22 protein-coding genes and 1 pseudogene are annotated in these 24,149 nt (G+C 39.7%); all 23 read left to right on the top strand.

The annotated features are described in order from the left end of the window. The first annotated feature begins 161 nt into the window (after nt 1-161). The 23 genes and pseudogenes from smc (at nt 162) to ACRYKC_RS08385 (ending at nt 24,017) form a co-directional block, all read left to right on the top strand. The gene (gene smc / locus ACRYKC_RS08275; protein WP_433806267.1) at nt 162-3,728 is read left to right on the top strand and encodes a chromosome segregation protein SMC; all 3,567 of its coding nucleotides are present in this window, start codon (nt 162-164) and stop codon (nt 3,726-3,728) included. A 13-nt stretch (nt 3,729-3,741) separates the two neighbouring features. Further along, nucleotides 3,742-5,022: a signal recognition particle-docking protein FtsY gene (ftsY, locus tag ACRYKC_RS08280; protein WP_433806268.1), complete on the top strand. Its 1,281-nt coding sequence runs from the start codon at nt 3,742-3,744 to the stop codon at nt 5,020-5,022. Between the two features lie 74 nt (nt 5,023-5,096). Beyond that, nucleotides 5,097-5,426, top strand: a complete 330-nt coding sequence (locus tag ACRYKC_RS08285) for a putative DNA-binding protein (RefSeq protein WP_433806269.1) — start codon at nt 5,097-5,099, stop codon at nt 5,424-5,426. Between the two features lie 13 nt (nt 5,427-5,439). Further along, nucleotides 5,440-6,780 carry a signal recognition particle protein gene (ffh, locus tag ACRYKC_RS08290; protein ID WP_433806270.1) on the top strand — a complete coding sequence of 447 codons (1,341 nt, stop codon included), beginning with the start codon at nt 5,440-5,442 and terminating at the stop codon, nt 6,778-6,780. 86 nt (nt 6,781-6,866) lie between these two features. Then, complete coding sequence (gene rpsP, locus ACRYKC_RS08295) at nt 6,867-7,136, top strand: 30S ribosomal protein S16 (RefSeq protein WP_085029968.1); 270 nt, start codon at nt 6,867-6,869, stop codon at nt 7,134-7,136. 18 nt (nt 7,137-7,154) lie between these two features. Further along, nucleotides 7,155-7,382, top strand: coding sequence for a KH domain-containing protein (locus ACRYKC_RS08300; protein ID WP_433806271.1), 228 nt, complete (start codon nt 7,155-7,157; stop codon nt 7,380-7,382). A gap of 66 nt (nt 7,383-7,448) precedes the next feature. After that, entirely contained in the window at nt 7,449-7,835 is a 387-nt protein-coding gene (locus tag ACRYKC_RS08305; RefSeq protein ID WP_433806272.1) for a YlqD family protein, read from the top strand. Between the two features lie 8 nt (nt 7,836-7,843). Further along, entirely contained in the window at nt 7,844-8,359 is a 516-nt protein-coding gene (gene rimM / locus ACRYKC_RS08310) for a ribosome maturation factor RimM (RefSeq protein ID WP_433806273.1), read from the top strand. Continuing rightward, on the top strand, nt 8,359-9,090 hold the full coding sequence (gene trmD, locus ACRYKC_RS08315; protein WP_433806274.1) for a tRNA (guanosine(37)-N1)-methyltransferase TrmD: 732 nt from the start codon (nt 8,359-8,361) through the stop codon (nt 9,088-9,090). The genes rimM and trmD overlap by 1 nt, the downstream gene beginning before the upstream one ends. Nucleotides 9,091-9,218: 128 nt before the next feature. After that, on the top strand, nt 9,219-9,563 hold the full coding sequence (gene rplS, locus ACRYKC_RS08320; RefSeq protein WP_085029964.1) for a 50S ribosomal protein L19: 345 nt from the start codon (nt 9,219-9,221) through the stop codon (nt 9,561-9,563). A 70-nt stretch (nt 9,564-9,633) separates the two neighbouring features. Continuing rightward, a complete protein-coding gene (gene lepB, locus ACRYKC_RS08325; RefSeq protein ID WP_433806275.1) occupies nt 9,634-10,182 on the top strand; it encodes a signal peptidase I in 549 nt (182 codons plus the stop codon). Nucleotides 10,183-10,192: 10 nt separating this feature from the next. Continuing rightward, complete coding sequence (gene ylqF / locus ACRYKC_RS08330) at nt 10,193-11,032, top strand: ribosome biogenesis GTPase YlqF (protein ID WP_433806276.1); 840 nt, start codon at nt 10,193-10,195, stop codon at nt 11,030-11,032. Between the two features lie 535 nt (nt 11,033-11,567). After that, nucleotides 11,568-12,347 carry a ribonuclease HII gene (locus ACRYKC_RS08335; RefSeq protein ID WP_433806277.1) on the top strand — a complete coding sequence of 260 codons (780 nt, stop codon included), beginning with the start codon at nt 11,568-11,570 and terminating at the stop codon, nt 12,345-12,347. 295 nt (nt 12,348-12,642) lie between these two features. After that, entirely contained in the window at nt 12,643-13,803 is a 1,161-nt protein-coding gene (sucC, locus tag ACRYKC_RS08340) for an ADP-forming succinate--CoA ligase subunit beta (protein ID WP_433806278.1), read from the top strand. A gap of 18 nt (nt 13,804-13,821) precedes the next feature. Beyond that, nucleotides 13,822-14,724 carry a succinate--CoA ligase subunit alpha gene (sucD, locus tag ACRYKC_RS08345; protein ID WP_433806279.1) on the top strand — a complete coding sequence of 301 codons (903 nt, stop codon included), beginning with the start codon at nt 13,822-13,824 and terminating at the stop codon, nt 14,722-14,724. Nucleotides 14,725-15,003: 279 nt separating this feature from the next. Beyond that, nucleotides 15,004-15,684 (top strand): DNA-processing protein DprA, encoded by a 681-nt coding sequence (dprA, locus tag ACRYKC_RS08350; protein ID WP_433806280.1) that lies wholly within the window; start codon nt 15,004-15,006, stop codon nt 15,682-15,684. A 170-nt stretch (nt 15,685-15,854) separates the two neighbouring features. Beyond that, entirely contained in the window at nt 15,855-17,930 is a 2,076-nt protein-coding gene (gene topA, locus ACRYKC_RS08355) for a type I DNA topoisomerase (protein ID WP_433806281.1), read from the top strand. Between the two features lie 308 nt (nt 17,931-18,238). Beyond that, the gene (gene xerC / locus ACRYKC_RS08360; protein WP_433806282.1) at nt 18,239-19,147 is read left to right on the top strand and encodes a tyrosine recombinase XerC; all 909 of its coding nucleotides are present in this window, start codon (nt 18,239-18,241) and stop codon (nt 19,145-19,147) included. A gap of 9 nt (nt 19,148-19,156) precedes the next feature. Beyond that, complete coding sequence (gene hslV / locus ACRYKC_RS08365; RefSeq protein WP_433806283.1) at nt 19,157-19,702, top strand: ATP-dependent protease subunit HslV; 546 nt, start codon at nt 19,157-19,159, stop codon at nt 19,700-19,702. A gap of 13 nt (nt 19,703-19,715) precedes the next feature. Then, nucleotides 19,716-21,113, top strand: a complete 1,398-nt coding sequence (hslU, locus tag ACRYKC_RS08370) for an ATP-dependent protease ATPase subunit HslU (RefSeq protein WP_433806284.1) — start codon at nt 19,716-19,718, stop codon at nt 21,111-21,113. Nucleotides 21,114-21,132: 19 nt separating this feature from the next. After that, entirely contained in the window at nt 21,133-21,912 is a 780-nt protein-coding gene (codY, locus tag ACRYKC_RS08375; RefSeq protein ID WP_433806285.1) for a GTP-sensing pleiotropic transcriptional regulator CodY, read from the top strand. 1,029 nt (nt 21,913-22,941) lie between these two features. Further along, nucleotides 22,942-23,049, top strand: a pseudogene (gene fliE, locus ACRYKC_RS08380) (flagellar hook-basal body complex protein FliE); the annotation flags it as partial. Nucleotides 23,050-23,240: 191 nt separating this feature from the next. Next, nucleotides 23,241-24,017, top strand: coding sequence for a FliA/WhiG family RNA polymerase sigma factor (locus ACRYKC_RS08385; RefSeq protein ID WP_433806286.1), 777 nt, complete (start codon nt 23,241-23,243; stop codon nt 24,015-24,017). Nucleotides 24,018-24,149 lie beyond the last annotated feature (132 nt).

A 24,149-nucleotide genomic window follows, 5' to 3' on the forward strand; every position in this document is an offset into this window, starting at 1 on the left:
CATATGATAAGATACTTTACACTTTTTTAAAACCCTATTCTTAAAAAGTGATTTCTAGTCATTAAAAAGGATGACGTTGGTTCCTACCGTACAGTAGGGGATTATGATAGAATATATAAGTTAGATGTTAGAAAGATTTGTGAAAATACAGGAGGATGAATATGTTCCTCAAACAATTGGATACAGTAGGATTTAAATCGTTTGCCGAACGTGTAACCGTAGATTTCGTCTCAGGAGTTACATCGGTCGTCGGTCCTAATGGCAGCGGAAAGAGTAATATAACCGACGCGATTCGCTGGGTGCTAGGCGAGCAATCTGCCCGCTCCCTTCGCGGAACTAAGATGGAAGACATCATTTTTGCAGGAAGTGATTCCAGAAGTCCTCTGAACATGGCAGAAGTTACTTTAACTTTGGATAATAAGGATCAGACTCTTCCTCTTGAGTATCAGGAGGTTAGTGTAACCAGAAGGGTTTATCGTACTGGTGAAAGTGAGTTTTACATTAACAACCAGGCCTGCAGACTAAAGGATATCGTTGACTTATTTATGGACTCTGGTCTAGGACGAGAAGCATTTTCTATTATCAGTCAGGGAAAAGTTGAAGAAATCTTAAGTTCGAAAGCCGAAGAGCGCCGCTCTATCTTTGAGGAGGCGGCAGGTGTATTAAAATATAAACAACGAAAGAAAAAAGCAGAATACAAGCTGGCAGAAACACAAGAGAATTTGAACAGGGTTGAAGATATTATCTATGAAATTGACAGCCAGCTCGAACCACTCAAGGAGCAGGCTGCTGTCGCTAGAGATTATCTAGAAAAAAAAGAAGATCTCAAACAAGTGGAGATTTCGCTGCTTGTTACTCAAATTGAACAATTGCACAAAGAGTGGCAGCAATTACTTACAGATTTGGAAGTAGTTAAAAGGCAGGAAAAAGAACTGCATGCGAAGATAGATACAAAAGAGACATCTGTTAAAGAACAACGAGATAATATGCAAGCACTCGATGAATCGATCGAAGATTTGCAAGAGACTTTGTTGGTTCTTACAAGAGAATTGGAGAACTTAGAAGGCAAGAAAGAGCTTATAAAAGAACGTCATAAGCACTACGAGGAAAATAAATCTAAACTTGAACAGGATTATGAAGATTTATCAAATAGATGGAAAAAATTAACTAAAGTGGCCAAGGAAGAATCCGAAAAGCTGGCCGAAACAAAAGAGAAAAGAAAACAGACGAAACACGAATTGCATCAAACAAACGAAGCTTTAAGCAAGGATATTCAAATGATTGAAGACCAGATCGAGGATCTAAAAAGCGACTACATCGATCTACTAAATGATCAAGCAGCAAAAAGGAACGAAAAGCAGTTATTAGATAAGCAGTTGTCACAAATAAGTTATAAGAAAGACCATCAGGAAGGTAAATTCAAAGATTTAAGAGAAGAGCGTCATCAACTTGAAACAACATTGCAGCAGTTGAAAGAAGAATTGCAATTAATCTCTTCAGAAAGAAAAGAGAAAGAAGAACAACTTAAACACCTACAGCAAAATTTAAACAGTAACACGGAATCTTATCAAAATTGGCAGGAGAAGCTCTATAAAGGGTATCAGTACTTAGAAAAAATGCGATCCAAAAAAGAAATGCTTGAAGATATGAAAGAAGATTTTTCCGGCTATTTCCAAGGTGTCCGTGAAATACTTAAAGCAAGGCAAAGAGGTCAGATTCAAGGTATTGAAGGAGCGGTTCTAGAATTAATCGAAATCCCAAGCAATCTACTTACAGCGATTGAGACTGCTTTGGGAGCTCAGGCACAACATATCGTTGTTAAAGACGAAAAGACAGGCAGACAAGCCATTCACTGGTTAAAGTCTAATCATAAAGGACGAGCCACCTTTTTGCCTCTAACAGCTATTCAGCCTCGTTCGATTTACGGGCAAGCGGCTTCTGGCCTTCCAGAGCAGAATGGTTTTGTAGGTATTGCTGTGGATTTAGTAGAGTTTGATTCAGCTTATCAGAAAGCGATTCAGCATTTACTTGGACATATCGTGATCGCAGAGACGTTAGAAGATGCTAACGCTATAGCGCGATTTTTAAACCGTAAATATCGTGTCGTAACGGTAGACGGAGATGTGGTCAACCCAGGTGGTTCTATGTCTGGTGGAGGGCAAAAGAAATCTAATCAATCGCTTTTTACAAGAGAAAAAGAACTTCAGGAGATTAGCGGTAAAATCGAAGAGTTCGATGCAAAAACTAAAGATGTCGAAGAGAAAGTGAAAACATTAAAACAGACAATTACTGAACAACAGCGTAAAGTAGATGAATTGGACCAAGAACTAGCTGGTGTCAAGAACAATGAATATGAAAAACAATCGAACATTCGCGAATATCAGCTTAAGCTGAGTCACTTGAATGATCAACTGCAATTATTCGACCAGGACCAGGCCCAATATGATAAAGACCGAAGTCAGGCGGGGGAACAACTCCAACAGTTAGATATAGACTTATCTAAGCTTGGCGAAGAATTGGAATCGGTTCAACATCAAATTTCAGAATTAACCGAGGCAAAGGACCGCCAAAAATTAGATGCAGAGAACCTGCAAAAACGTAAAAATGAGTTGCAAATTCAATTGGCTGAACAAGATTCGGCTGTCAGAAATCAGCAAGAAAAAGCTGACAGATATAGTGAAGAACTCTCTGGTATTAATCACAGCCTTGAAGAAAATCGTAAAGCCTACAAGCAATTGATTGAATTAGTTGATTCGAACCAGACAGAAGAAGAGCTTGTTGAGGCTATAAACGAAACAAAACAAAGAAAAGAAACCACTTCTTCTCTAATACAGGACCGAAGAAAAGAGCGTAATCAATATGGACAGGAAATTCAGGAAGCAGAGCGTATTCTTAAAGAGCAGAAGCGCAATCATCAGAATTTTAATCAGGATATTCAACAAAAAGAGGTTAAGACTAACCGCCTTGATGTCGAGCTTGAAAATATGTTGAACTATCTTCAGGAAGAGTATGTGACAACTTTTGAACGAGCAAAAGGTGAATATCCTCCTGTTGATGATATTGAACAGGCATCCACCCAAGTAAAACTAATTAAACGGTCTATGGAAGAATTAGGTACAGTGAATTTAGGTGCGATTGACGAGTATGAGCGCATCGTAGAAAGGTACGACTTTTTGAAAGGTCAGCAGGACGATCTTCTTGAAGCTAAACAAACGCTGCATTCCGTCATTAATGAAATGGATGGAGAGATGGACAGACGTTTTACGGATACCTTTACAAAAATTCGTAATGAGTTCGGTGAAGTGTTCCGTGACCTATTTGGAGGAGGAAAAGCTGATCTTCAATTGACGGAACCAGAAAATATGTTAGAAACAGGTGTTGATATTGTAGCTCAGCCGCCAGGAAAAAAACTTCAAAACCTCAGTCTTCTTTCAGGTGGGGAACGGGCCTTAACGGCGATTGCCTTATTATTTTCTATCCTTAGAGTGAGGCCAGTTCCTTTTTGTGTGCTTGATGAGGTAGAAGCAGCTTTAGATGAGGCGAACGTTGACCGATTTGCCCGCTTCTTAAAAGAATTCAGCACAAACACTCAGTTCATTGTTATTACCCACAGAAAAGGAACGATGGAAGAATCGGATGTACTCTATGGAGTGACCATGCAGGAGTCAGGGGTATCAAAACTTGTTTCCGTTCGCTTGGAAGAAACTCCCGAATTACTTGAAGCATAGAAAGGAAGAGTAGATGAGCTTTTTTAAAAAATTAAAGGAAAAATTTGTGAAAGATTTTGATTTGAGTGAAGATAAAAATCAAGAAGAAGAGATTAAAGATTCAGAGGAACAAAAAGACCTGGATGTTGAGGAAGGGGAGAGCAAAGAAGAACTCCCTCTAGAAGAGGAAACGGAAGTCCCTGTGGGTGAGACAGAAGAGGTGCCACAAGGGGAAGAAGATGAATATGAAGAAGACCGGTTCACAGAAGATGCGTATCAAGAAAACACATTGGCAGATGAAAGAGTAGATGAAGAGGTTGAGGCACTTCCTGAGGAAAAAGTGGAAGAAGATTCAATTGCTACTAAATTCAAGCGTGGATTAGCTAAAACAAGAAATTCCTTTTCTACTAAAATTAATGATCTTGTAGCTCGTTACCGTACTGTAGATGAAGACTTTTTCGAAGAACTCGAAGAAGTGTTAATTTCTGCAGACGTGGGCGTAAATACAGTAATGGAAATGATTGATGAGCTTGAGATGGAAGTCAAGCGTAGAAATATCAAGGATACAAAACAAGTGAAAGAAGTGATCTCTGAAAAACTTGTAGAGATTTATTATGGAGATGATCAGGCTGGAGATGTGGAAGGATTAAATGAAAATCCGGACGGGTTGACCATTTATCTTTTTGTTGGAGTAAATGGTGTAGGAAAAACGACGACAATTGGAAAGCTCGCGCATCGGTTGAAAGCTGAAGGCAAGAAGGTTACGTTAGCAGCCGGGGATACATTCCGTGCGGGCGCAATCGATCAACTCGAGGCTTGGGGCGACCGTGTAGGTGTTAATACCATTAAGCACAGCGAGGGGAGTGATCCCGCTGCAGTAATTTTTGACGGAATTAAATCAGCCAAATCCCGAAATGCAGATGTTCTTATCTGCGATACAGCTGGACGCCTTCAAAATAAAGTCAACCTGATGAATGAGCTCTCCAAAGTTAAACGTGTCATTGAAAGAGAAGTCCCAGGTGCACCTCATGAAGTTTTGCTTGTATTGGATGCCACGACAGGACAAAATGCGATGAGCCAAGCGAAAACTTTCTCTGAAGCAACCGATGTGTCGGGCATTGTACTTTCCAAGTTAGATGGAACAGCGAAAGGTGGAATTGTACTGGCCATCCGTAATGAGTTGGAAATTCCAGTGAAATTAGTAGGGCTTGGTGAGAAAGTGACAGACTTAGAAAAATTTGATGCCCATGCATTTGTCTATGGACTATTTGCAGACATGATCGAAGACTTTGAAGATGAAGAAAATGAGGATTAGACCTTGACACGACACCTAGGACTCCGTTAGTATTCTCATGTAAAGGTATTTCACTTAACAAGGAGTGCTTAACTGTGCTTGAAAAAACGACAAGAGTGAACTATTTATTTGATTTCTATCAGTCGTTATTAACTCCTAAACAAAGAAACTATATGGAGTTGTATTTTCTAGAAGATTACTCTTTAGGTGAAATATCAGAAACGTTTGATGTGTCTCGTCAAGCTGTTTATGATAACATTCGCCGCACAGAGACAATGCTTGAAGAATATGAAAAAAAGCTTCATCTTTATGAAAAGTTTCAAGAACGCCAGCAGGTGTTACGCGATATGGAAACTGAATTAGAAGCGGGAAAGTATCCTGAGCAATTCAGCCGTTGGGTTACACAACTACAAGAATTAGAATAGGGGGGTTCCTTGGATGGCATTTGAAGGTTTATCCGACCGTTTGCAGGAAACTATGAAAAAAATCAAAGGCAAAGGGAAGGTAACCGAACAAGACGTAAAAGAGATGAGTCGAGAAGTTCGTCTCGCCCTCCTTGAGGCCGATGTTAACTTTAAAGTAGTTAAAGACTTCGTTAAACGTATACGCGAACGTGCAATCGGTCAGGAGGTCATGGAAAGCTTAACCCCAGGACAGCAAGTAATCAAAGTGGTTAAAGAAGAATTAACAGATTTAATGGGCGGCGATGAAAGCAGAATTGCTGTTGCAAAACGTCCACCGACAGTCATCATGATGGTAGGTTTACAGGGTGCCGGTAAAACAACCACGACCGGAAAGCTTGCTAACCTGTTAAGGAAAAATTATAACCGTACACCGCTTCTTGCGGCGGCTGATGTTTACCGGCCTGCGGCTATTCAACAATTGCAGACGTTAGGAAAACAGCTGAGCATGCCTGTTCATGCGGAAGGAACTGAAGCTGATCCAGTTGATATTGCTAAGAATGCGATTGAAAAAGCGAAAGAAGAACACAATGATTATGTGATCATTGATACCGCTGGTCGTTTACACGTCGATGAAGGACTGATGGGTGAATTACAGAACATCAAAGAGGCCGTTCAGCCTGATGAAATTTTCCTTGTTGTTGATGCAATGACAGGACAAGACGCAGTAAACGTAGCGCAAAGCTTTGATGAACAGCTTGACGTAACAGGCGTCCTGCTTACGAAGCTTGATGGTGATACCCGTGGTGGGGCTGCCTTATCCATTAAGGCTGTGACAGGTAAACCGATAAAGTTTGCTGGTATGGGAGAGAAACTTGATCAATTAGAGGCATTCCACCCAGAACGGATGGCCTCACGTATTCTCGGTATGGGAGATATGCTGACTCTTATTGAAAAAGCTCAAACCCAAGTCGACGAAAAACAGGCAAAAGAACTAGAATCGAAGATGCGAACAGCATCCTTTACATTCGAAGATTTCCTTGACCAGATGGATCAAGTGAAGAATATGGGACCACTGGACGAACTAATCAATATGATTCCAGGAGCAAATAAAATGAAGGGATTGAAAAACGTTTCCTTCGATGATAAACAAATCGTACATGTGGAAGCGATTATTCAATCGATGACGAAGAAAGAACGCGTCGACCCTTCTGTGATGAATGCAAGTCGTAAAAAGCGAATTGCGAAAGGATCTGGAACATCAGTTTCAGAGGTCAACCGACTATTGAAACAGTTCGAGGAAATGAAGAAAATGATGAAACAAATGAGTAACACCAAGGGCAAAAAAGGTAAAGGAATGAATTTTCCTTTTATGTAATGCAAAAATCCTTTACACACAATTGAAGTTCTGCTAAAATCTAAATTTGTGTGAAACATTTAAGAAAAATATGGAGGTTGTTAAATATGGCAGTAAAAATTCGCCTAAAACGTATGGGATCTAAACGTAACCCATTTTACCGTGTAGTAGTAGCAGATTCACGTTCTCCTCGTGATGGACGTATCATTGAACAAATCGGCACATATAATCCAGTTTCTAACCCTGTAGAGGTTAAACTTGACGCTGAAAAAGCGATGGATTGGATGTCAAATGGTGCTCAGCCGAGTGATACAGTTCGTAACCTATTCTCTAAAGAAGGCATCATGAAGCAGTTCCACGAAAAGAAAAACAAATAATAAAGTAGTGGTGATATCATGAAAGCCTTAATTGAAACAATCGTCACTCCGCTTGTTGATCACCCCGAAGATATCGTTGTGGATGTAAAAGAGGAAGAACAGAAAGTTACTTATCATCTTACGGTGAATCCTGACGACGTCGGAAAAGTGATTGGTAAAAACGGAAGGATTGCTAAGGCGATTCGAACTGTCGTTTATGCGGCAGGCTCTGATTCAGAAAAACGAATCTATCTGGATATCATGTAAGAAGGGAGAGGGATAACCTTTCCCTTTTTTACCATTCAGAAAAGATTCAGAGAGGCGGAGCGACCCATGCAAATCATTCGAAAAATCCCTGTTAAACAAGTGTTGACTGAAGATAGCCGTGCCCAATTAAAGGAACGTTTCTATGAAAGGTGTACACAATTAGATAAAGAGTGCCGCCAATTAGCTTTTGAGCAAAAAAAATTAGAACGTAAATCAGGAATTTCTAAAACCGAAGTGGAACGTCGTTTCTCTAAAGAGATTAGTCGACGAAGGGATCAAATTCGATGGACGGAACATCAACTAAATCAGCTAGAAGTACTTCCAAATGGAAGTGAACTGGAAACAGACGAGGTAGAAGCTTTGATTGATGTTAATGAAGGCGATTCGTGGCAGGAATTGATTGAAGAGAGGCAGATTGTCATTCAAGATGGAAAAGTCATACGAGCGAGGTAAGGATAGACATGGAGAAACAAATGTTCAATGTCGGAAAAATAATAAATACTCATGGCATTAAAGGAGAAGTGAAAGTCCAGCGAATCACGGACTTTGAGGAACGTTTCCAACCAGGCCAGCTTTTGTATTGGGTAAATGATAATAAAGAACCTAAGGAATTAATTGTACGGTCCCATAGAGTACACAAAGGCTTCGATCTTCTAACTTTTGAAGATCATCCGTCTATTAACGAAGTGGAAAGGTATAAAAATGGGATGCTGATGGTCACGGAGGATGCACAAGAAGAGTTAGAGGAATATGAATTCTATTTTCATGAAATCATTGGCTGTACAGTGTATTTGCAAACTGGTGAAGAAATCGGCCAGGTGAAGGAAATTTTGACTCCGGGCGCCAATGACGTTTGGGTCGTCAAGCGAACAAATCAGTCAGATTTACTCGTACCCTATATTGAGCCTGTAGTGAAAAAAGTGGATCCTGAACAACAAACGATTATCATTGATCCGATAGAGGGGCTGTTAGACTAATGCATATCGATATATTGACTTTGTTTCCAGAAATGTTTGATGGGGTGTTAAATACATCTATCATGAAACGAGCCCAAGATCGAGAAGCGTTCAGCTACCGCTATGTAAATTTCAGGGATTTTACGACTAATAAACACAATAAAGTGGATGACTATCCATATGGAGGAGGAGCAGGGCTTGTCCTTACTCCACAGCCTATCTTCGATGCAATTGAAGATATAAAACAAAAGAGTGAAACACAACCAAGAGTTGTACTCATGTGTCCTCAAGGAGAACCCCATTCACAAAAGAAAGCAGAAGAATTATCTAAAGAGGACCATATCATATTTATTTGTGGCCACTATGAAGGATATGACGAGAGAATTAGACAAGAGCTTGTTACAGATGAGATCTCTCTAGGTGACTATGTCTTAACGGGTGGAGAACTAGGAACAATGGTTGTGATGGACTCTGTTATAAGACTTTTACCTGGTGTGTTAGGAAATGAACAGTCGGCTCCACAAGACTCTTTTTCAGATGGACTGCTTGAACACCCTCATTATACGAGGCCGGCGGATTTTAGAGGTCATCACGTACCGGATGTTTTACTTTCCGGAAATCACGCTAAAATAGAGGAATGGAGACATTACCAGTCTCTTAAACGGACATTCGAACGACGTCCTGATTTACTTGAGAATAGAGAGCTTTCTTCAAAGGAAAATGCTTGGATTAATGAGTGGAAAAATCGCTAAGGATCCTTGCGAAATCTAGTGGTTTATGATATATTTATCTTTGTGCTTAAACGTTCGGTTTAAGCGGAAAACGATGTTCCGCTGCCTCTTAGTAGACAAGAGCATTAGTTCAAAAGGAGTGAAACACGATGCAACAACTAATTCATGACATTACAAAAGAACAGCTTCGTACGGATCACCCAGACTTCCGTCCTGGTGACACTGTCAAAGTACACGTGAAGGTTGTCGAAGGTAACCGTGAGCGTATCCAGGTATTCGAAGGTGTTGTTATTAAGCGTCAAAATGGCGGAATTAGCGAAACATTCACTGTACGTAAGATTACTTACGGTGTAGGTGTTGAGCGTACATTCCCATTGCATTCACCACGAATTGCAAAAATTGAGCGTTCCCGCCGCGGTAAAGTCCGTCAAGCGAGACTTTACTACTTGCGTAACCTGCGCGGTAAAGCTGCTCGTATTAAAGAAATCATCTAATTTAGTTGAAAGGAGCTTGCATTTGCCAAGCTCCTTTTTTCTAATCATTGTAAGGGAATGGGGAATAGTAATGAAGAAACAGTGGTTGGATTGGATTAAAGCATTTGTTATTGCAGCGGTTTTAGCCATAATTGTACGTGTATTCCTTTTTGCTCCAGTGGTGGTAGAAGGCCCATCAATGCTACCTACCTTACATAGCGGTGATCATTTGATTGTCAGTAAAATTAACTATACTTTAGGATCTCCTGAAAGGTTTGATGTAGTCGTCTTCCATGCAACAGAAAAAAAAGATTACATAAAGCGGGTTATTGGCTTACCTGGGGATCATGTAGAATATAAAAACGATAAGCTATACATAAATGGGAAAGAAATGGAAGAACCTTTTTTAACAGAAGAAAAAGAACATGTTGAATCAGGAGAAGTAAATACCGATGATTTTACGATTGAAGAGCTTCCTGGAGGATATGAAGAGGTTCCGGAGAATCATTTCCTTGTATTAGGAGATAATCGGACAAACTCGACGGACAGTCGCATGCTTGGCGTCATTCCCGATAATCAAATCGTGGGGGAAGCTATCCTTTCTTACTGGCCATTAAATCGCATAGAACTTATCAATTAGGAGGCACCTTATGAGCATACAGTGGTTTCCAGGACACATGGCAAAGGCAAAACGAGAAGTGGCTGAGAAGCTTAAGCTCGTTGATTTCGTGATTGAGCTTGTTGATGCTCGAGCTCCTTTGTCCTCACAAAACCCAATGTTACATGAAATATTGCAAGATAAGCCAAAAATGATTGTACTAATGAAAAAAGATTTGGCCGATTCAAATGTGACAAATGAATGGATTAGTTACAATGAACAAAGAGGAACGCCATCACTCGCCATAGAAGCAAACAAAAAACAAGATATTCAAAAAGTGGTCCAGATGGCTAAGGACCTTGGAAAAGAAAAAATAGAAAAGTTAAAAGCTAAAGGTGTTAGACCACGACCTTCTCGAGCGATGATTATCGGCATTCCCAATGTAGGTAAGTCAACATTAATCAATCGCCTTGCAAACAAAAAGATGGCACAGACGGGAGATAAGCCGGGTGTTACGAAAAAACAACAGTGGATAAAAGTGAAGAAAGAGTTTGAACTTCTTGATACCCCTGGTATATTATGGCCGAAATTTGAAGAAGAAGAAGTTGGATATCGTTTGGCTTCAATAGGAACGATTAAAGATCAAATTCTTCCAAAAGAGGATGTGGCCGCTTACGTTTTAGATTATTTACAAAATCATTACCCTTCGCTTCTAGGAGCAAGGTTTGGCTTTGAGAGCTATAATGATATTATGGAAGCTTTCGAAACAATCGGAAAAAAACGTGGTTGTCTTGAAAGTGGCGGGCATGTTAATTTTGAAAAAGTTTCTGATGTGATTTTGCAAGATTTACGCACAGGAAAGCTCGGCTTAATCAGCTTGGAACGGCCATAAAAAATTACTAAACAAGCGCAATGTGGATTACCCACTTTGCGTTTTTTCATGGTGTCTTATTATGGATGAAGCTGTCTAATGGTTCATTCCAATAAATAGCAGTTATCTTGAAGACTAGATTTCGAGGTACTGTGAAGTTTCCGTTGCCCTAAGCGGAATTTGGAGGTCCGAGAAATCACTCGCTTTCCGTGGGCATGTGCTGAGCCTCCTCGAGCTAAAGCTTACCGGGGTCTCACCTATCATGTTCATCCCACAGGAGTCTCGCGATTTCTCGGACCTCCTTACGGGTGTTGGGATAAACGGAAACGTTATTAGTACCGAAAATCTTTCTGTAATTTAGGAAATCAGAGCCTCCCTACTCCAAATATGGTAACGGCCCCAGTAAGTCTCGAAACTGAGTCTTCAGGAGGCTTTAATGGAAGCAAATAGCATTTGTGTTAAAGATTATTTACAAGTGTCATAAATAAAAGTTTTTTATGGTAATTACATAACGAACGATTTGGGTGAATTTAAAAATATACGGGGAGATAAACAGATGACCAGAATGATGACAATAACAGAAATAAAAAAGAAAATGAAACAAGCAGAACTTTCTCACAAGGAAATTGAACATTTGAGAAATGATGCAAGAAAAGGTGTTCAGAAGCTGATTAGTCAATATGATTCCATCCAAATGAAGCAAGCAAAATTAAAAAAACAATACGATGAAATGATGGCCTACGAAAAGGAGAATTACTATAAGGGGAAAGCTTTTATTGCAGGAATTGATGAAGCAGGACGAGGCCCGCTGGCTGGTCCAGTAGTAGCGGCAGCCGTCATTTTGCCAGAAGATTTTTATTTAGAAGGGCTTAATGATTCCAAAAAGTTGTCTCTAGATCAACGAGAACAATTTTTTAAAGAAATATTAAATAGTGCTGATACGGGAAGAGGCATTGTAACTAGTGAAGAAATTGATCGATTGAATATATATCAGGCGACAAAACTAGCCATGAAACGAGCAGTGAATGACCTTTTTCAATCACCAGATCACTTGCTTATTGATGCGGTGACTCTCGATGATTTACCATTAACTCAAACAAATATTGTAAAAGGAGATCAAAAGAGCGTATCGATCGCGGCTGCTAGTGTTATAGCCAAGGTAATACGAGACCGAATGATGGCTGATCTTCATAGCAAATATCCTATGTATCAGTTTGTCTCCAATCAAGGTTATGGAACGAAAGAGCATTTAAAAGCTTTAGAAACTCATGGCCCGTCGCCGTATCATCGAAGAAGCTTTGCTCCAGTAAGAGATTTAATAAACAAGGGTGGGTAAAGAGGAAAAGCTCTGAATACGAATTATCGATTTTGCAGCATGTGTCTCTTGCAGAACTTCTGGCAGGACTGAAAATTAATGACCAAATTCCAGAGTCATTTTGCCATATGATTGCTCTATATTTCATATAGCAAAGTTTAAAAGAGGGGGATTATAACTCCCACATTATAGTTTACATAATAAAAAACTCGTCAATCTGTTGAATTTTTCGACAGATATCTGCCCTTAGTATGGACAATTGATAACGTTTTTTTATACAATGAACATGCAGTGAAAATTGATGGGAGGATGAAACATGAACATTCACGAGTATCAAGGAAAACAAATCATGCGTGATTTTGGCGTATCTGTGCCAAATGGCCACGTCGCATATACCGTAGATGAAGCTGTTGAAGCAGCTGAGAAATTAGGTAGCGATGTAACAGTCGTCAAAGCGCAAATCCATGCAGGCGGACGTGGGAAAGCCGGTGGAGTAAAAATTGCGAAGAATCTTGATGAAGTGCGTACATACGCTGATGAGATACTAGGAAAGACACTTGTAACCCATCAGACTGGTCCAGAAGGCAAAGAAGTAAAGCGCTTACTCATTGAAGAAGGTTGCGACATTCAAAGTGAATACTATGTTGGACTTGTGCTGGATCGTGCGACAAGTAAAGTTACAATGATGGCATCTGAAGAGGGCGGTACAGAAATCGAAGAAGTAGCCGCGGAAACTCCTGAGAAAATCTTTAAAGAAGTAATCGATCCGGTTACTGGCTTAACACCTTTCCAGGCGCGCCGTCTTGCCTTTAATATCAATATTCCAAAAGAGGCTTTGGGTAAAGCCGTTAAATTTATGCTTGGACTTTATGACGTTTTCGTGAAAAAGGATTGCTCTGTAGCTGAGATCAACCCTCTAGTTACAACAGGAGACGGCGATGTCCTTGCGCTTGATTCTAAGCTGAATTTTGACGATAACGCTTTATTCCGTCAAAAAGACATCTCCGAACTTCGTGATTTAGACGAAGAGGATCCAAAAGAAGTAGAAGCGTCCAAGTATGACCTAAGCTACATTGCACTTGATGGTAACATTGGCTGCATGGTTAATGGAGCTGGCTTGGCAATGGCGACTATGGATACAATCAAACACTATAATGGTGATCCTGCTAACTTCCTTGATGTTGGTGGTGGTGCAACAGCCGAAAAAGTTACGGAAGCTTTCAAAATTATTCTTTCTGATGATAACGTTAAAGGTATTTTTGTAAACATCTTCGGAGGTATTATGAAGTGTGATGTCATTGCCGAAGGTGTTGTTGAAGCTACGAAGCAAATTGGCTTGACACTTCCGTTAGTCGTCCGTTTAGAAGGCACGAATGTAGAACAAGGTAAGAAGATCCTGGACGATTCCGGATTAAATATCACCTCTGCGGATTCTATGGCAGAAGGCGCTCAAAAAATCGTAGAACTAGTCAAGTAAGAAAGGCGGGGAAATCAGATGAGTGTATATATTAACAAAGACACAAAAGTTATTGTTCAAGGAATTACGGGCTCTACAGCTCTTTTCCATACAAAACAAATGGTTGAATACGGTACACAGATCGTCGGAGGGGTAACTCCTGGTAAAGGCGGTACAGAAGTCGAAGGAATTCCTGTTTTTAATACCGTACAGGAAGCTGTTGAGAAGACAGGCGCGAATGCATCTGTCATTTATGTACCCGCTCCATTTGCAGCTGATGCAATTATGGAAGCTACGGATGCTGAGCTTGACCTTGCTATTTGTATCACAGAGCACATTCCTGTTCTTGATATGGTAAAAGTAAAACGCTTTATGGAAGGCAAGAAAACGCGTCTAGTGGGGCCGAACTGTCCTGGAGTCATCACTCCTGACCAGTGTAAGATTGGCATTATGCCTGGTTATATTCATAAAAAAGGGCATGTAGGTGTAGTATCACGTTCTGGGACCTTGACTTATGAAGCTGTGCACCAGCTTTCTGAAGCTGGAATTGGTCAGTCTACCGCCGTAGGTATCGGTGGAGATCCTGTTAATGGTACGGATTTCATCGACGTTCTAAAAGCATTCAATGAAGATGAAGATACAGAAGCTGTTATAATGATTGGTGAAATCGGAGGTACTGCTGAGGAAGAAGCGGCTGAATGGGTAAAAGAGAATATGAATAAACCAGTCGTAGGATTTATCGGTGGTCGTACAGCTCCTCCTGGAAAACGAATGGGCCACGCAGGTGCCATCATTTCTGGTGGTAAAGGAACGGCTGATGAAAAAATTCGTGTGATGAACGAATGCGGTATTGAAGTAGCTGAAACGCCTTCTGTAATGGGAGAAACGCTCATTAATGTATTAAAGAGTGAAGGTCTTTTTGATAAATGTAAAACCCACTAAGTATCTCAAAATACCATATAAAATGGCGGATAGCCGTGCCTGTTATGGGCACGGTTTTCCCTCTTTGGAAAGAGGTAAGTTATGAATAGAAGACGAGAAAATTTAATACGGCTACACTCCTCCCCTAATGTTACACGAACATTGATTCGAAAGCTTCTCCAGGTAGACCCTCACTTATATTCCCCCTTTACTTTGTCCCCCAGATCCTTCTCCCTAATAGCAAAGATTAAAGAGTCAAGAGCAGCAGCCATCCAGAATTATATCAATGACTATAATATAATGAAGAAACTCGACACTGATTTGCAAAAAATACACTGTTTAACTATATTCGACAACAACTATCCTTCCCTTCTAAGGTCGATCCCCGATCCGCCTCTTGTCTTATATGCGATTGGTAATCTGATGCTTCTTGAACACCCTTTATCTTTAAGCGTAGTCGGTACGAGGAAGCCTTCCTCTTACGCTTACCCATCTATGAAAAAAATTCTTTCCCCACTCATTCAGCAAGGTTTTACGATAGTCAGCGGAATGGCAAAGGGCGTTGACCAATTTGCTCATCATTTGGCGTTAGCCTACAATGGTGCTACGATTGCTATTCTAGGATCAGGCTTTCATCATATTTATCCTACGAATGACATAGCCTTGTATCAACGATTGGTTAGCGAGCATTTGGTATTAAGTGAGTACCCTCCTGACCGTCCGCCAAAAAAATTTCATTTTCCAGAACGAAACCGAATTATTTCTGGACTGACCAGTGGGACCTTTGTTGTTGAAGCAAGAGTAAAGAGTGGATCGCTAATTACAGTTGATCAGGCATTAGAGCAAGGAAAAGATGTTTATGCCATGCCTGGTATGCCTGGAAATCCTATGAGTGAAGGATGCCATAAGATGATCAATGATGGGGCGAAATTAGTACATTCGCATCACGATATTTTAGAAGATTGGGAAGAAAAGATTTGAATAAAATGTTTCAAAAGTGTTAAAGTCTAGATTAGTAATTGGAAAAAATACCCGCAACAATGTAGTTATGATGTTTGACAAACGGTTTCATTGTATTTAATAATAGGGAAGATTTATTTTATGAAGGTAATGATATAAAAAAGAAAACAACCTCTATGGGAGGAACCTACATGGCAGATTATCTTGTAATCGTCGAATCTCCTGCGAAAGCAAAAACGATCGAACGATATCTTGGAAAAAAATATAAAGTGAAAGCATCACTAGGACATGTCCGTGACTTGCCAAAAAGTCAAATGGGTGTCGATGTTGAAAAAGAATTTGAACCGAAGTATATTACGATCCGAGGAAAAGGACCCGTATTAAAAGAATTAAAAACTGCAGCTAAAAAAGCCAAACGCGTTTATCTCGCGGCCGACCCCGATAGGGAAGGGGAGGCGATCGCCTGGCATTTGGCACACAGTCTTGATATAGACGATCGTTCCGAATGTCGTGTTGTTTTTAATGAAATTACGAAAGAAGCCATCAAGAATTCTTTCAAACAGCCAAGGAAAATTAATTCAAATCTCGTAGATGCCCAACAGGCACGGCGTGTGTTGGACCGTCTTGTCGGTTACAACATCAGTCCAATTCTATGGAAAAAAGTTAAAAAAGGATTATCAGCTGGTCGTGTCCAATCGGTGGCTGTTAAGATCATCATTGATCGTGAAAACGAAATCAAAAATTTCGTACCAGAAGAGTATTGGACAATTGAAGCTGATTTTCTAAAGGATAAAGAGAAGTTCGAAGGCTCTTTTTATGGCGTTGAGGGTAAAAAGCAGGATCTTAAGACAGAGGATGACGTCAAAGCTATCCAACAACGTATGAAAGGAAAAGAATTCTCTGTAGATAAAGTGAACAAACGGGAAAGAAAACGAAATCCTTCCTTACCTTTTACAACTTCATCTTTACAGCAGGAAGCTGCTCGAAAGCTGAACTTCAGGGCTAAGAAAACCATGATGATTGCTCAGCAGCTTTACGAGGGAATCGATTTAGGTGGAAAACAAGGGATTACCGGTTTGATTACGTATATGCGTACAGACTCTACACGTTTATCTAATTCTGCTAAAGCAGATGCAAAACAGTATATCGAAAATAATTTCGGTAAAGAGTATTTAGGCTTCAGGAAAGATGCTAAGAAACAAGAAGGAGCTCAGGATGCTCACGAAGCGATTCGTCCAACAGGTGCTGAGAGAGATCCTAAAGCGATGAAGAGCATACTATCAAGGGACCAGTATCGTTTATACAAACTGGTTTGGGACCGATTCATTGCAAGTCAGATGGCACCAGCTGTCCTTGATACAATGACCGTTCATTTGTATAACGAGGGGGTAGAATTCCGAGCTACTGGCTCTGAAGTAAAATTTAAAGGGTTCATGAAAGTGTATATTGAAGGTAGAGATGACAATAAAAAAGAAAAAGACAAGCTTCTGCCTCATTTAGAAGAAGGCATGAAGGTTAAGGCTGAAGAAATCAAACCAAATCAGCACTTTACTCAGCCGCCTCCAAGATATACAGAGGCCAGACTTGTAAAAACACTGGAAGAGTTAGGCATTGGCCGTCCATCCACATATGCTCCTACGCTGGACACCATTCAGCGACGAGGATATGTAGCTCTAGACAATAAGCGTTTCGTTCCAACGGAGCTGGGAGAAATAGTATTAGAACAGCTGAAAGACTATTTCCCAGAGATTATAGATGTTGACTTTACGAAAGAAATGGAAGACGACCTTGATGCTATTGAAGAAGGGAAAGAAGAATGGGTTTCAATTATCAGCGACTTTTATAAAGATTTTGAACCACGCTTATCGAAAGCGGAGAAAGAGATGGAAGAAATTGAAATTAAGGATGAGCCTGCAGGGATTGATTGTGAAAAATGCGGCCATGAGATGGTCTATAAAATGGGGCGCTACGGCAAATTCCTTGCATGCTCGAATTTCCCCGACTGTAGAAATACAAAACCGATCTTGAAGAAAGTAGGGGTCACTTGTCCGAAGTGTAATGAGGGCGAAGTAGTTGAAAGAAAAAGTAAGAAAAATCGCAAGTTCTTCGGATGCGAGCGATATCCTGAATGTGATTTCATTTCATGGGACAAACCAATCAGTCGTCCTTGTCCGAAATGTGAATCTTTACTTGTTGAGAAAAAGTCCAAAAAAGGGACACAGATTCAATGTACCAATTGCGATTACAAAGAAGAACCTCAATCGTAATCTGTAGTTATAAAAGAAGGAGCCACTGACTAACCTAATAGTCAGTGGCTCCTTTTATGATGAATAGATATGAATTGACACATTTCGACAAGACCGCTATAATTACGCTTTGGTAAGTCTACATACTTGACAGTTCATGGAAATGAAATTGAAACAAATAGTTTGTAAATACTCAATAGAGAATAAAAACATTACATGATTAATGTTTACGCTTGGAAACAATTCAGAATTTTGTTACATTTTAATTAAATTCATTGTCGTACGAATCTGAAATGTGATAAAATTTAAACGCCTTTGTGAGGTGAAACATGGAAAAACAATTGGCAGCACTTCAGCAATCGTTTATCGAATATCTAAAAATAGAAAAAAATGCTTCTCCTTTGACTGTTGAAAACTATAAGAAGGATATTGAAGTATTTAGTGATTTTTTAAATGCCGAAGGGTTATCCATTACCGAGTGTGAATACTCTACGATTCGTATCTTTTTATCTCGTTTGTATGAAGCGGAGCTTTCTAGAAGAACGGTATCTAGAAAGGTTTCCAGCCTTCGAAGCTTTTTTAGGTTCTTAGATCGAGAAGAAATCATCAAGTCTAATCCCTTTGTGAATGTTTCACTCCCTAAAGAGAGCCGGATGATCCCTGATTTTTTCTATGAAGAAGAGATAAAGCAACTTTTTACAGTCAGCGATTTATCTGATCCTCTAGGTCAGAGAAATCAAGCAATTATCGAATTGCTTTACGGGACAGGAATCCGGGTAAGTGAGTGCACAAAAATAGAGCTTGGGGACATTGATTTTTCTTTAACAACTCTGCTTGTGCATGGAAAGGGGCGAAAAGAAAGGTATGTACCTTTCGGTCAATTCGCTTCCCGGGCGTTATCTAGATATATAGAGCAAGGTAGGAAGCAGCTTGCAGCAAAAAGCAAACAGCAGACAGCTAATCTTTTCTTAAACGCAAGAGGTGGGCCTCTAACAGCCAGAGGCGTACGGTTAATTCTAGATAAGATGGTAAAAGAAGCTGCCTTGACAGTGGATATCCATCCGCATAAACTTAGACACTCGTTTGCGACCCATTTACTGAACGCAGGTGCTGATCTTCGTTCTGTTCAAGAATTGCTGGGTCATGAACACCTTTCATCGACACAAGTCTATACACACGTTACCAAAGATCGGCTCCGGAATGTCTATATGAATAGCCATCCAAGAGCTAATAAATGAGGTGAAATGATGGAACAACAATTTCATGCAACAACTATTTTTGCTGTACAACACAATGGCCAAAGCGCCATGAGTGGTGACGGCCAGGTGACTCTTGGAAACCAGGTTGTCATGAAGCATAAAGCACAGAAAGTCCGCCGGCTCTTCAATGGTCAAATACTGGCTGGATTTGCAGGTTCTGTTGCCGATGCATTCACCCTGTTTGAAAAGTTTGAAGGTAAACTGGAAACGTTTGATGGAAATCTTGCGAGAGCATCAGTTGAACTGGCTAAAGAATGGCGCAGTGATCGTGTTCTTCGTAAATTAGAAGCGATGTTGATTGTCATGAATAATGAGAAAATGTTTTTAGTTTCCGGTACTGGGGAAGTGATAGAACCGGATGATGGAATTCTCGCAATCGGTTCAGGAGGGAATTTCGCCTTAAGTGCTGGAAGAGCGTTGAAGAGATATTCTCCAGAACAGACAGCTGAACAGATTGCAAAAGCAGCGTTAGAGATTGCAGGAGAGATTTGTGTATTTACAAATGACCAAATCATTCTAGAGGTTCTCGAATAAGGAGGGCGTTTTTATGTCACTGAACTTAACACCGAAGCAAATTGTAGAGAAACTAGATCAATATATTATCGGTCAAAACAGTGCGAAAAGATCGGTAGCGATTGCGCTTAGAAATCGATACAGACGTATGCAGCTGCAGGATGAAATCAGAGATGAAATAGTTCCAAAAAATATTCTTATGATGGGGCCAACTGGTGTAGGTAAAACAGAAATTGCACGTAGGCTGGCAAAATTGGTCGGTGCACCTTTTGTTAAGGTTGAGGCTACCAAATTTACTGAAGTCGGCTATGTAGGACGTGATGTAGAGTCTATGGTGCGTGATCTCGTTGAAATGGCCGTCAGAATGGTAAAAGAAGAAAAAATGGAGTCTGTGAAAGATCGAGCACAAGAACAAGCAAATAAGCGGCTTGTAAAACTATTAGTTCCTTCAAAGAAAAAGCAGGCAAATAACTTTAAAAACCCTCTTGAAATGTTTTTTAATCAGGGGGCACAGCAAGATAATGAACCAAAACAAGATAACGAGGAAGCAGAATTAGAAACAAAGAGAAGCCGTATCCGACATCAATTGGATATGGGTGAACTAGAAGACCGAATGGTGACCATTGAAGTAGAAGAGTCACAGTCATCGATGTTTGACATGCTCCAGGGTTCAGGAATGGAACAAATGGGAATGAACATGCAAGATGCATTCAGTCAGTTCATGCCTAAAAAGAAAAAAAAGCGAAGATTACCCGTTTCTGAAGCACGTAAAGTATTAACCCAGGAAGAGGCGAGCAAACTTGTCGATATGGATGAAGTAGGCCAGGAGGCTGTTGAAAAAGTAGAACAGGCCGGCATGATCTTTATTGACGAGATCGATAAAGTTGCTGCAAAAGGTGACAACCAGGCGAATGTTTCACGTGAAGGCGTTCAGCGTGATATCTTGCCGATCGTTGAAGGATCAACAGTAGTTACAAAATACGGGCCTGTTTCTACCGATCATATTCTATTCATTGCTGCAGGTGCTTTTCATATGGCAAAGCCTTCGGATTTAATTCCTGAACTGCAAGGTCGTTTTCCGATTAGAGTAGAATTGAATAAGCTCACTGTAGATGATTTCAGAAACATTTTAGTAGAGCCTTCTAACGCCCTTTTAAAGCAATATAAGGCACTTCTTGAAGTTGAAGGTATAAAGGTGGAATTTTCTGACGATGCTATTACTAGACTCGCAGAAATTGCTCAGGAAGTGAATCAGGAAACAGACAATATCGGAGCAAGACGTTTACACACGATATTAGAAAAGCTTTTGGAAGACCTCTCCTTTGAAGCACCTGATGTCATGATGGAAAAAATAGAAATAACACCGCAATACGTAGACAGCAAACTATCTTCTATTGTAAAAAATAAAGATCTAAGTAGATTCATTTTATAATCAAAAGGAGGAAACACACATGAAATTGTTGGATCGAACAAGAAGAATTAACGCAATGCTTCAAAAAACTACGGGGAAATCAGTCGACTTTAACGATATGTCAGCTACACTTCGTGACGTGATCGAAGCAAACACTTTCGTATTAAGCCGCAGAGGAAAACTATTAGGATTTGCTATCAATCAGGAAATTGAAAATGAGCGTATGAAAGCGATGCTATCTGAGCGTCAATTCCCTCAAGAATATACCGAGAACCTTTTCAATATTAAGGAAACTACGCCGGATATTGACATCAACAGTGAATATACCGCATTTCCTGTTGAAAACCGTGAATTATTTGAGAATGGACTTACTACGATCGTTCCAATCATTGGAGGCGGGCAGCGACTAGGAACATTGATTCTTAGTCGTCTGGATAGTAGTTTCAATGACGACGATCTACTGCTAGCTGAATATGGTGCTACGGTTGTTGGAATGGAAATTCTTCACGAGAAAACTGAAGAAATTGAACAGGAAGCACGCAGTAAAGCAGTTGTTCAGATGGCGATCAGTTCGCTTTCTTACAGTGAATTAGAAGCGATCGAGCACATATTCGAAGAGCTTGAAGGCAATGAAGGTTTGCTTGTTGCAAGTAAAGTCGCAGACCGTGTAGGAATCACTCGTTCTGTAATCGTTAATGCCTTGAGAAAACTTGAAAGTGCTGGAGTAATCGAATCACGATCACTTGGCATGAAAGGTACTTACATCAAAGTCCTTAATAATAACTTTTTACTTGAGCTGCAAAAGCTCCGTACGAACTAAATAATACAACAAACAAAGAGCCGCTGTGATGAGAATATCGCAGCGGCTCTTTGTTTGTTGTATTATCCATGAAACAAGTAAAACTTATCATATCCAATTATATAACCTATAACCTACTTAATCCTGAAAACTCTAGGGGAAAGCTATGCAATAATGCAAATTCGAATAATGGTAAAACAAGTAAAGTAATAAAGAAGAATGTCCTAGCTCTTTAGGACTCTTTATAATGTAATCGTAAAAATACAGGAGTTAAAGTAGACAGATGTATACAAATTTTTTTACAATTAATTTTGCTAGACTGGAAAATTGTCGAAAAGAAGGGGGGAATATGTCATTGGTCAGCACTACGTTCCCACGCTGGTTTGAGGATCGAATGAACGGGAAATTTTGCAGTCAGATATCTTTGATAAAAGGGGTGCTTATTGCACAGAGTGAGAATGGATGTAGCATCTTCTAATATAGCCAATGAAAACTCACCACAGGCATTTACTTAACGAAAAAAGAGAATGGGAACCTTTAGGAGGAAAATGGTTGTGTGCCGATCAGAGGCTAAATCTTTCAAATCATATCTTCATTCGACTCTATTTCTACTTCCTCGAGTGGAGTAAAGGCTGTGAAAATTGTTGAAGGTAAAAAGCCATTTAAGCTAGTCTTCAATCCTTCTCATTAGATACAAACGTAGAAGGTTATGGAAAAGCGCCCAATCTCGACCCGCTACAGGAAATAGTCGATCAGATGATTGCAACTTGACTTACAAGGCGAATTTAACTTGATTGACCGCTTCAAAGAGTATCTGATGAAAGCTTTGGAAATTGGTAGATAAAAAACAGGAGAATGAACAATACCTGAAGTTAATACGAATGTGAATCCAGCGAGCAATTTCTGCAAACTTCCCCACATCTAATAATCAATATCATGTTCCCCTGGTAATGCCTAACTAAAATTTGCTGAAAAGCTTAATAAATTATAAAAGCATCAAAATAAACCTAAACATGACTCAAGAAATGGCATGAGGTCGGTAATTTACATAATTTGATGATTCTCTCACAAAAAGCGAGCATAACTATGAAGGCTACTGTTGAGATACAAAATGAAGTGTTTGAAGCTTTTAAAGAAATACTAAGAATACAAATTTAATTCTCAGCTATTTCATATCTATACTATTCTCTTAAGTCGAGCGTTTTTAGGGGGCATTTATGAAAGACAAATTTTTTACATATCCATCACTTGTCTAAGAAAAGAATGGTCTATGAATGTTAATGTCAGATCACTATTTTAACTTAGAGATTAGCAATGAAATAAAAAATACTATTATGCAGGGGGGGCTTATGGCAATTTCTTTATCTCCTCAGGAAAAACAATTGTGGAAGCTATGGACGGCCAGTCAAGACAGTGAAGCAGCAAACCAATTGATTCAGTGTTATGACTATCTGGTAAGCTATCATGTACAGAGGATATCTGCCCATCTACCTAAAAGTGTGAGTAAAGATGATGTAAGAAGCCTTGGTATGCTTGGTTTATTCGATGCACTGAAAAAGTTTGATTTAGATAGAGATCTGAAGTTTGATACCTACGCTTCTTTTAGAATAAAGGGCACCATTATAGATGGGTTACGAAAGGAAGACTGGCTCCCTCGCTCGGTAAGAGACAAATCTAAGAAAATAGAACAATCTGCTCTACGGCTAGAACAGCAGTTACAAAGGCCACCAACATCTTCAGAAATCGCACATTATCTAAATGTAGAAAAAGAAGAAGTGGAAGAAGTGGTTAAAGATTCTTTATTCGCTAAGGTGTTATCTATGGAAGATAAATCAAAAGACGGGAGAGACGACCATAAAGAAGGGATCGGTTATTCCCTCCCTGATTATCAAACCCCTACACCTGCTGACGCAGTAATTAAAAAGGAAAACTTTGAGGAACTTGCCTCGCAAATACAGAAGTTGAACGATAAGGAACAAATGGTAATCAGATTATTTTACGATGAAGAACTCACCCTTACGGAGATCGGCCAAATATTGGATTTTACGACATCACGAATTTCTCAAATTCACGCAAAAGCTATTTTTAAGCTGAAAACCTCTCTTAAAGAAATCGTTCAGATGTAACAAATTTTATTGCATTCAAAAAAATTAATTATGAAAAAACGGATTATCTATTGAAAAAATTGTAAGAGAACTAGACAAAGAAAAAACAGAGGTGGAACTACTTCTTAAATTTAACTCAAAAAAATAGTGAAA

Source organism: Halobacillus sp. A1-3 (genome assembly GCF_050971765.1).
Lineage (GTDB): Bacteria > Bacillota > Bacilli > Bacillales > Halobacillaceae > Halobacillus > Halobacillus mangrovi_B.

Excerpts from the sequence above, each read along its gene's own strand:
- topA (WP_433806281.1), top strand. The coding sequence starts at position 15,855 with ATGGCAGATTATCTTGTAATCGTCGAATCTCCTGCGAAAGCAAAAACG.
- ACRYKC_RS08300 (WP_433806271.1), top strand. The coding sequence starts at position 7,155 with ATGAAAGCCTTAATTGAAACAATCGTCACTCCGCTTGTTGATCACCCC.
- rplS (WP_085029964.1), top strand. The coding sequence starts at position 9,219 with ATGCAACAACTAATTCATGACATTACAAAAGAACAGCTTCGTACGGAT.
- ylqF (WP_433806276.1), top strand. The coding sequence starts at position 10,193 with ATGAGCATACAGTGGTTTCCAGGACACATGGCAAAGGCAAAACGAGAA.
- lepB (WP_433806275.1), top strand. The coding sequence starts at position 9,634 with ATGAAGAAACAGTGGTTGGATTGGATTAAAGCATTTGTTATTGCAGCG.
- ACRYKC_RS08335 (WP_433806277.1), top strand. The coding sequence starts at position 11,568 with ATGACCAGAATGATGACAATAACAGAAATAAAAAAGAAAATGAAACAA.
- sucC (WP_433806278.1), top strand. The coding sequence starts at position 12,643 with ATGAACATTCACGAGTATCAAGGAAAACAAATCATGCGTGATTTTGGC.
- hslV (WP_433806283.1), top strand. The coding sequence starts at position 19,157 with ATGGAACAACAATTTCATGCAACAACTATTTTTGCTGTACAACACAAT.
- ffh (WP_433806270.1), top strand. The coding sequence starts at position 5,440 with ATGGCATTTGAAGGTTTATCCGACCGTTTGCAGGAAACTATGAAAAAA.
- rimM (WP_433806273.1), top strand. The coding sequence starts at position 7,844 with ATGGAGAAACAAATGTTCAATGTCGGAAAAATAATAAATACTCATGGC.
- sucD (WP_433806279.1), top strand. The coding sequence starts at position 13,822 with ATGAGTGTATATATTAACAAAGACACAAAAGTTATTGTTCAAGGAATT.
- ftsY (WP_433806268.1), top strand. The coding sequence starts at position 3,742 with ATGAGCTTTTTTAAAAAATTAAAGGAAAAATTTGTGAAAGATTTTGAT.
- smc (WP_433806267.1), top strand. The coding sequence starts at position 162 with ATGTTCCTCAAACAATTGGATACAGTAGGATTTAAATCGTTTGCCGAA.
- trmD (WP_433806274.1), top strand. The coding sequence starts at position 8,359 with ATGCATATCGATATATTGACTTTGTTTCCAGAAATGTTTGATGGGGTG.
- xerC (WP_433806282.1), top strand. The coding sequence starts at position 18,239 with ATGGAAAAACAATTGGCAGCACTTCAGCAATCGTTTATCGAATATCTA.
- ACRYKC_RS08385 (WP_433806286.1), top strand. The coding sequence starts at position 23,241 with ATGGCAATTTCTTTATCTCCTCAGGAAAAACAATTGTGGAAGCTATGG.
- dprA (WP_433806280.1), top strand. The coding sequence starts at position 15,004 with ATGAAGAAACTCGACACTGATTTGCAAAAAATACACTGTTTAACTATA.
- codY (WP_433806285.1), top strand. The coding sequence starts at position 21,133 with ATGAAATTGTTGGATCGAACAAGAAGAATTAACGCAATGCTTCAAAAA.
- hslU (WP_433806284.1), top strand. The coding sequence starts at position 19,716 with ATGTCACTGAACTTAACACCGAAGCAAATTGTAGAGAAACTAGATCAA.
- ACRYKC_RS08305 (WP_433806272.1), top strand. The coding sequence starts at position 7,449 with ATGCAAATCATTCGAAAAATCCCTGTTAAACAAGTGTTGACTGAAGAT.
- rpsP (WP_085029968.1), top strand. The coding sequence starts at position 6,867 with ATGGCAGTAAAAATTCGCCTAAAACGTATGGGATCTAAACGTAACCCA.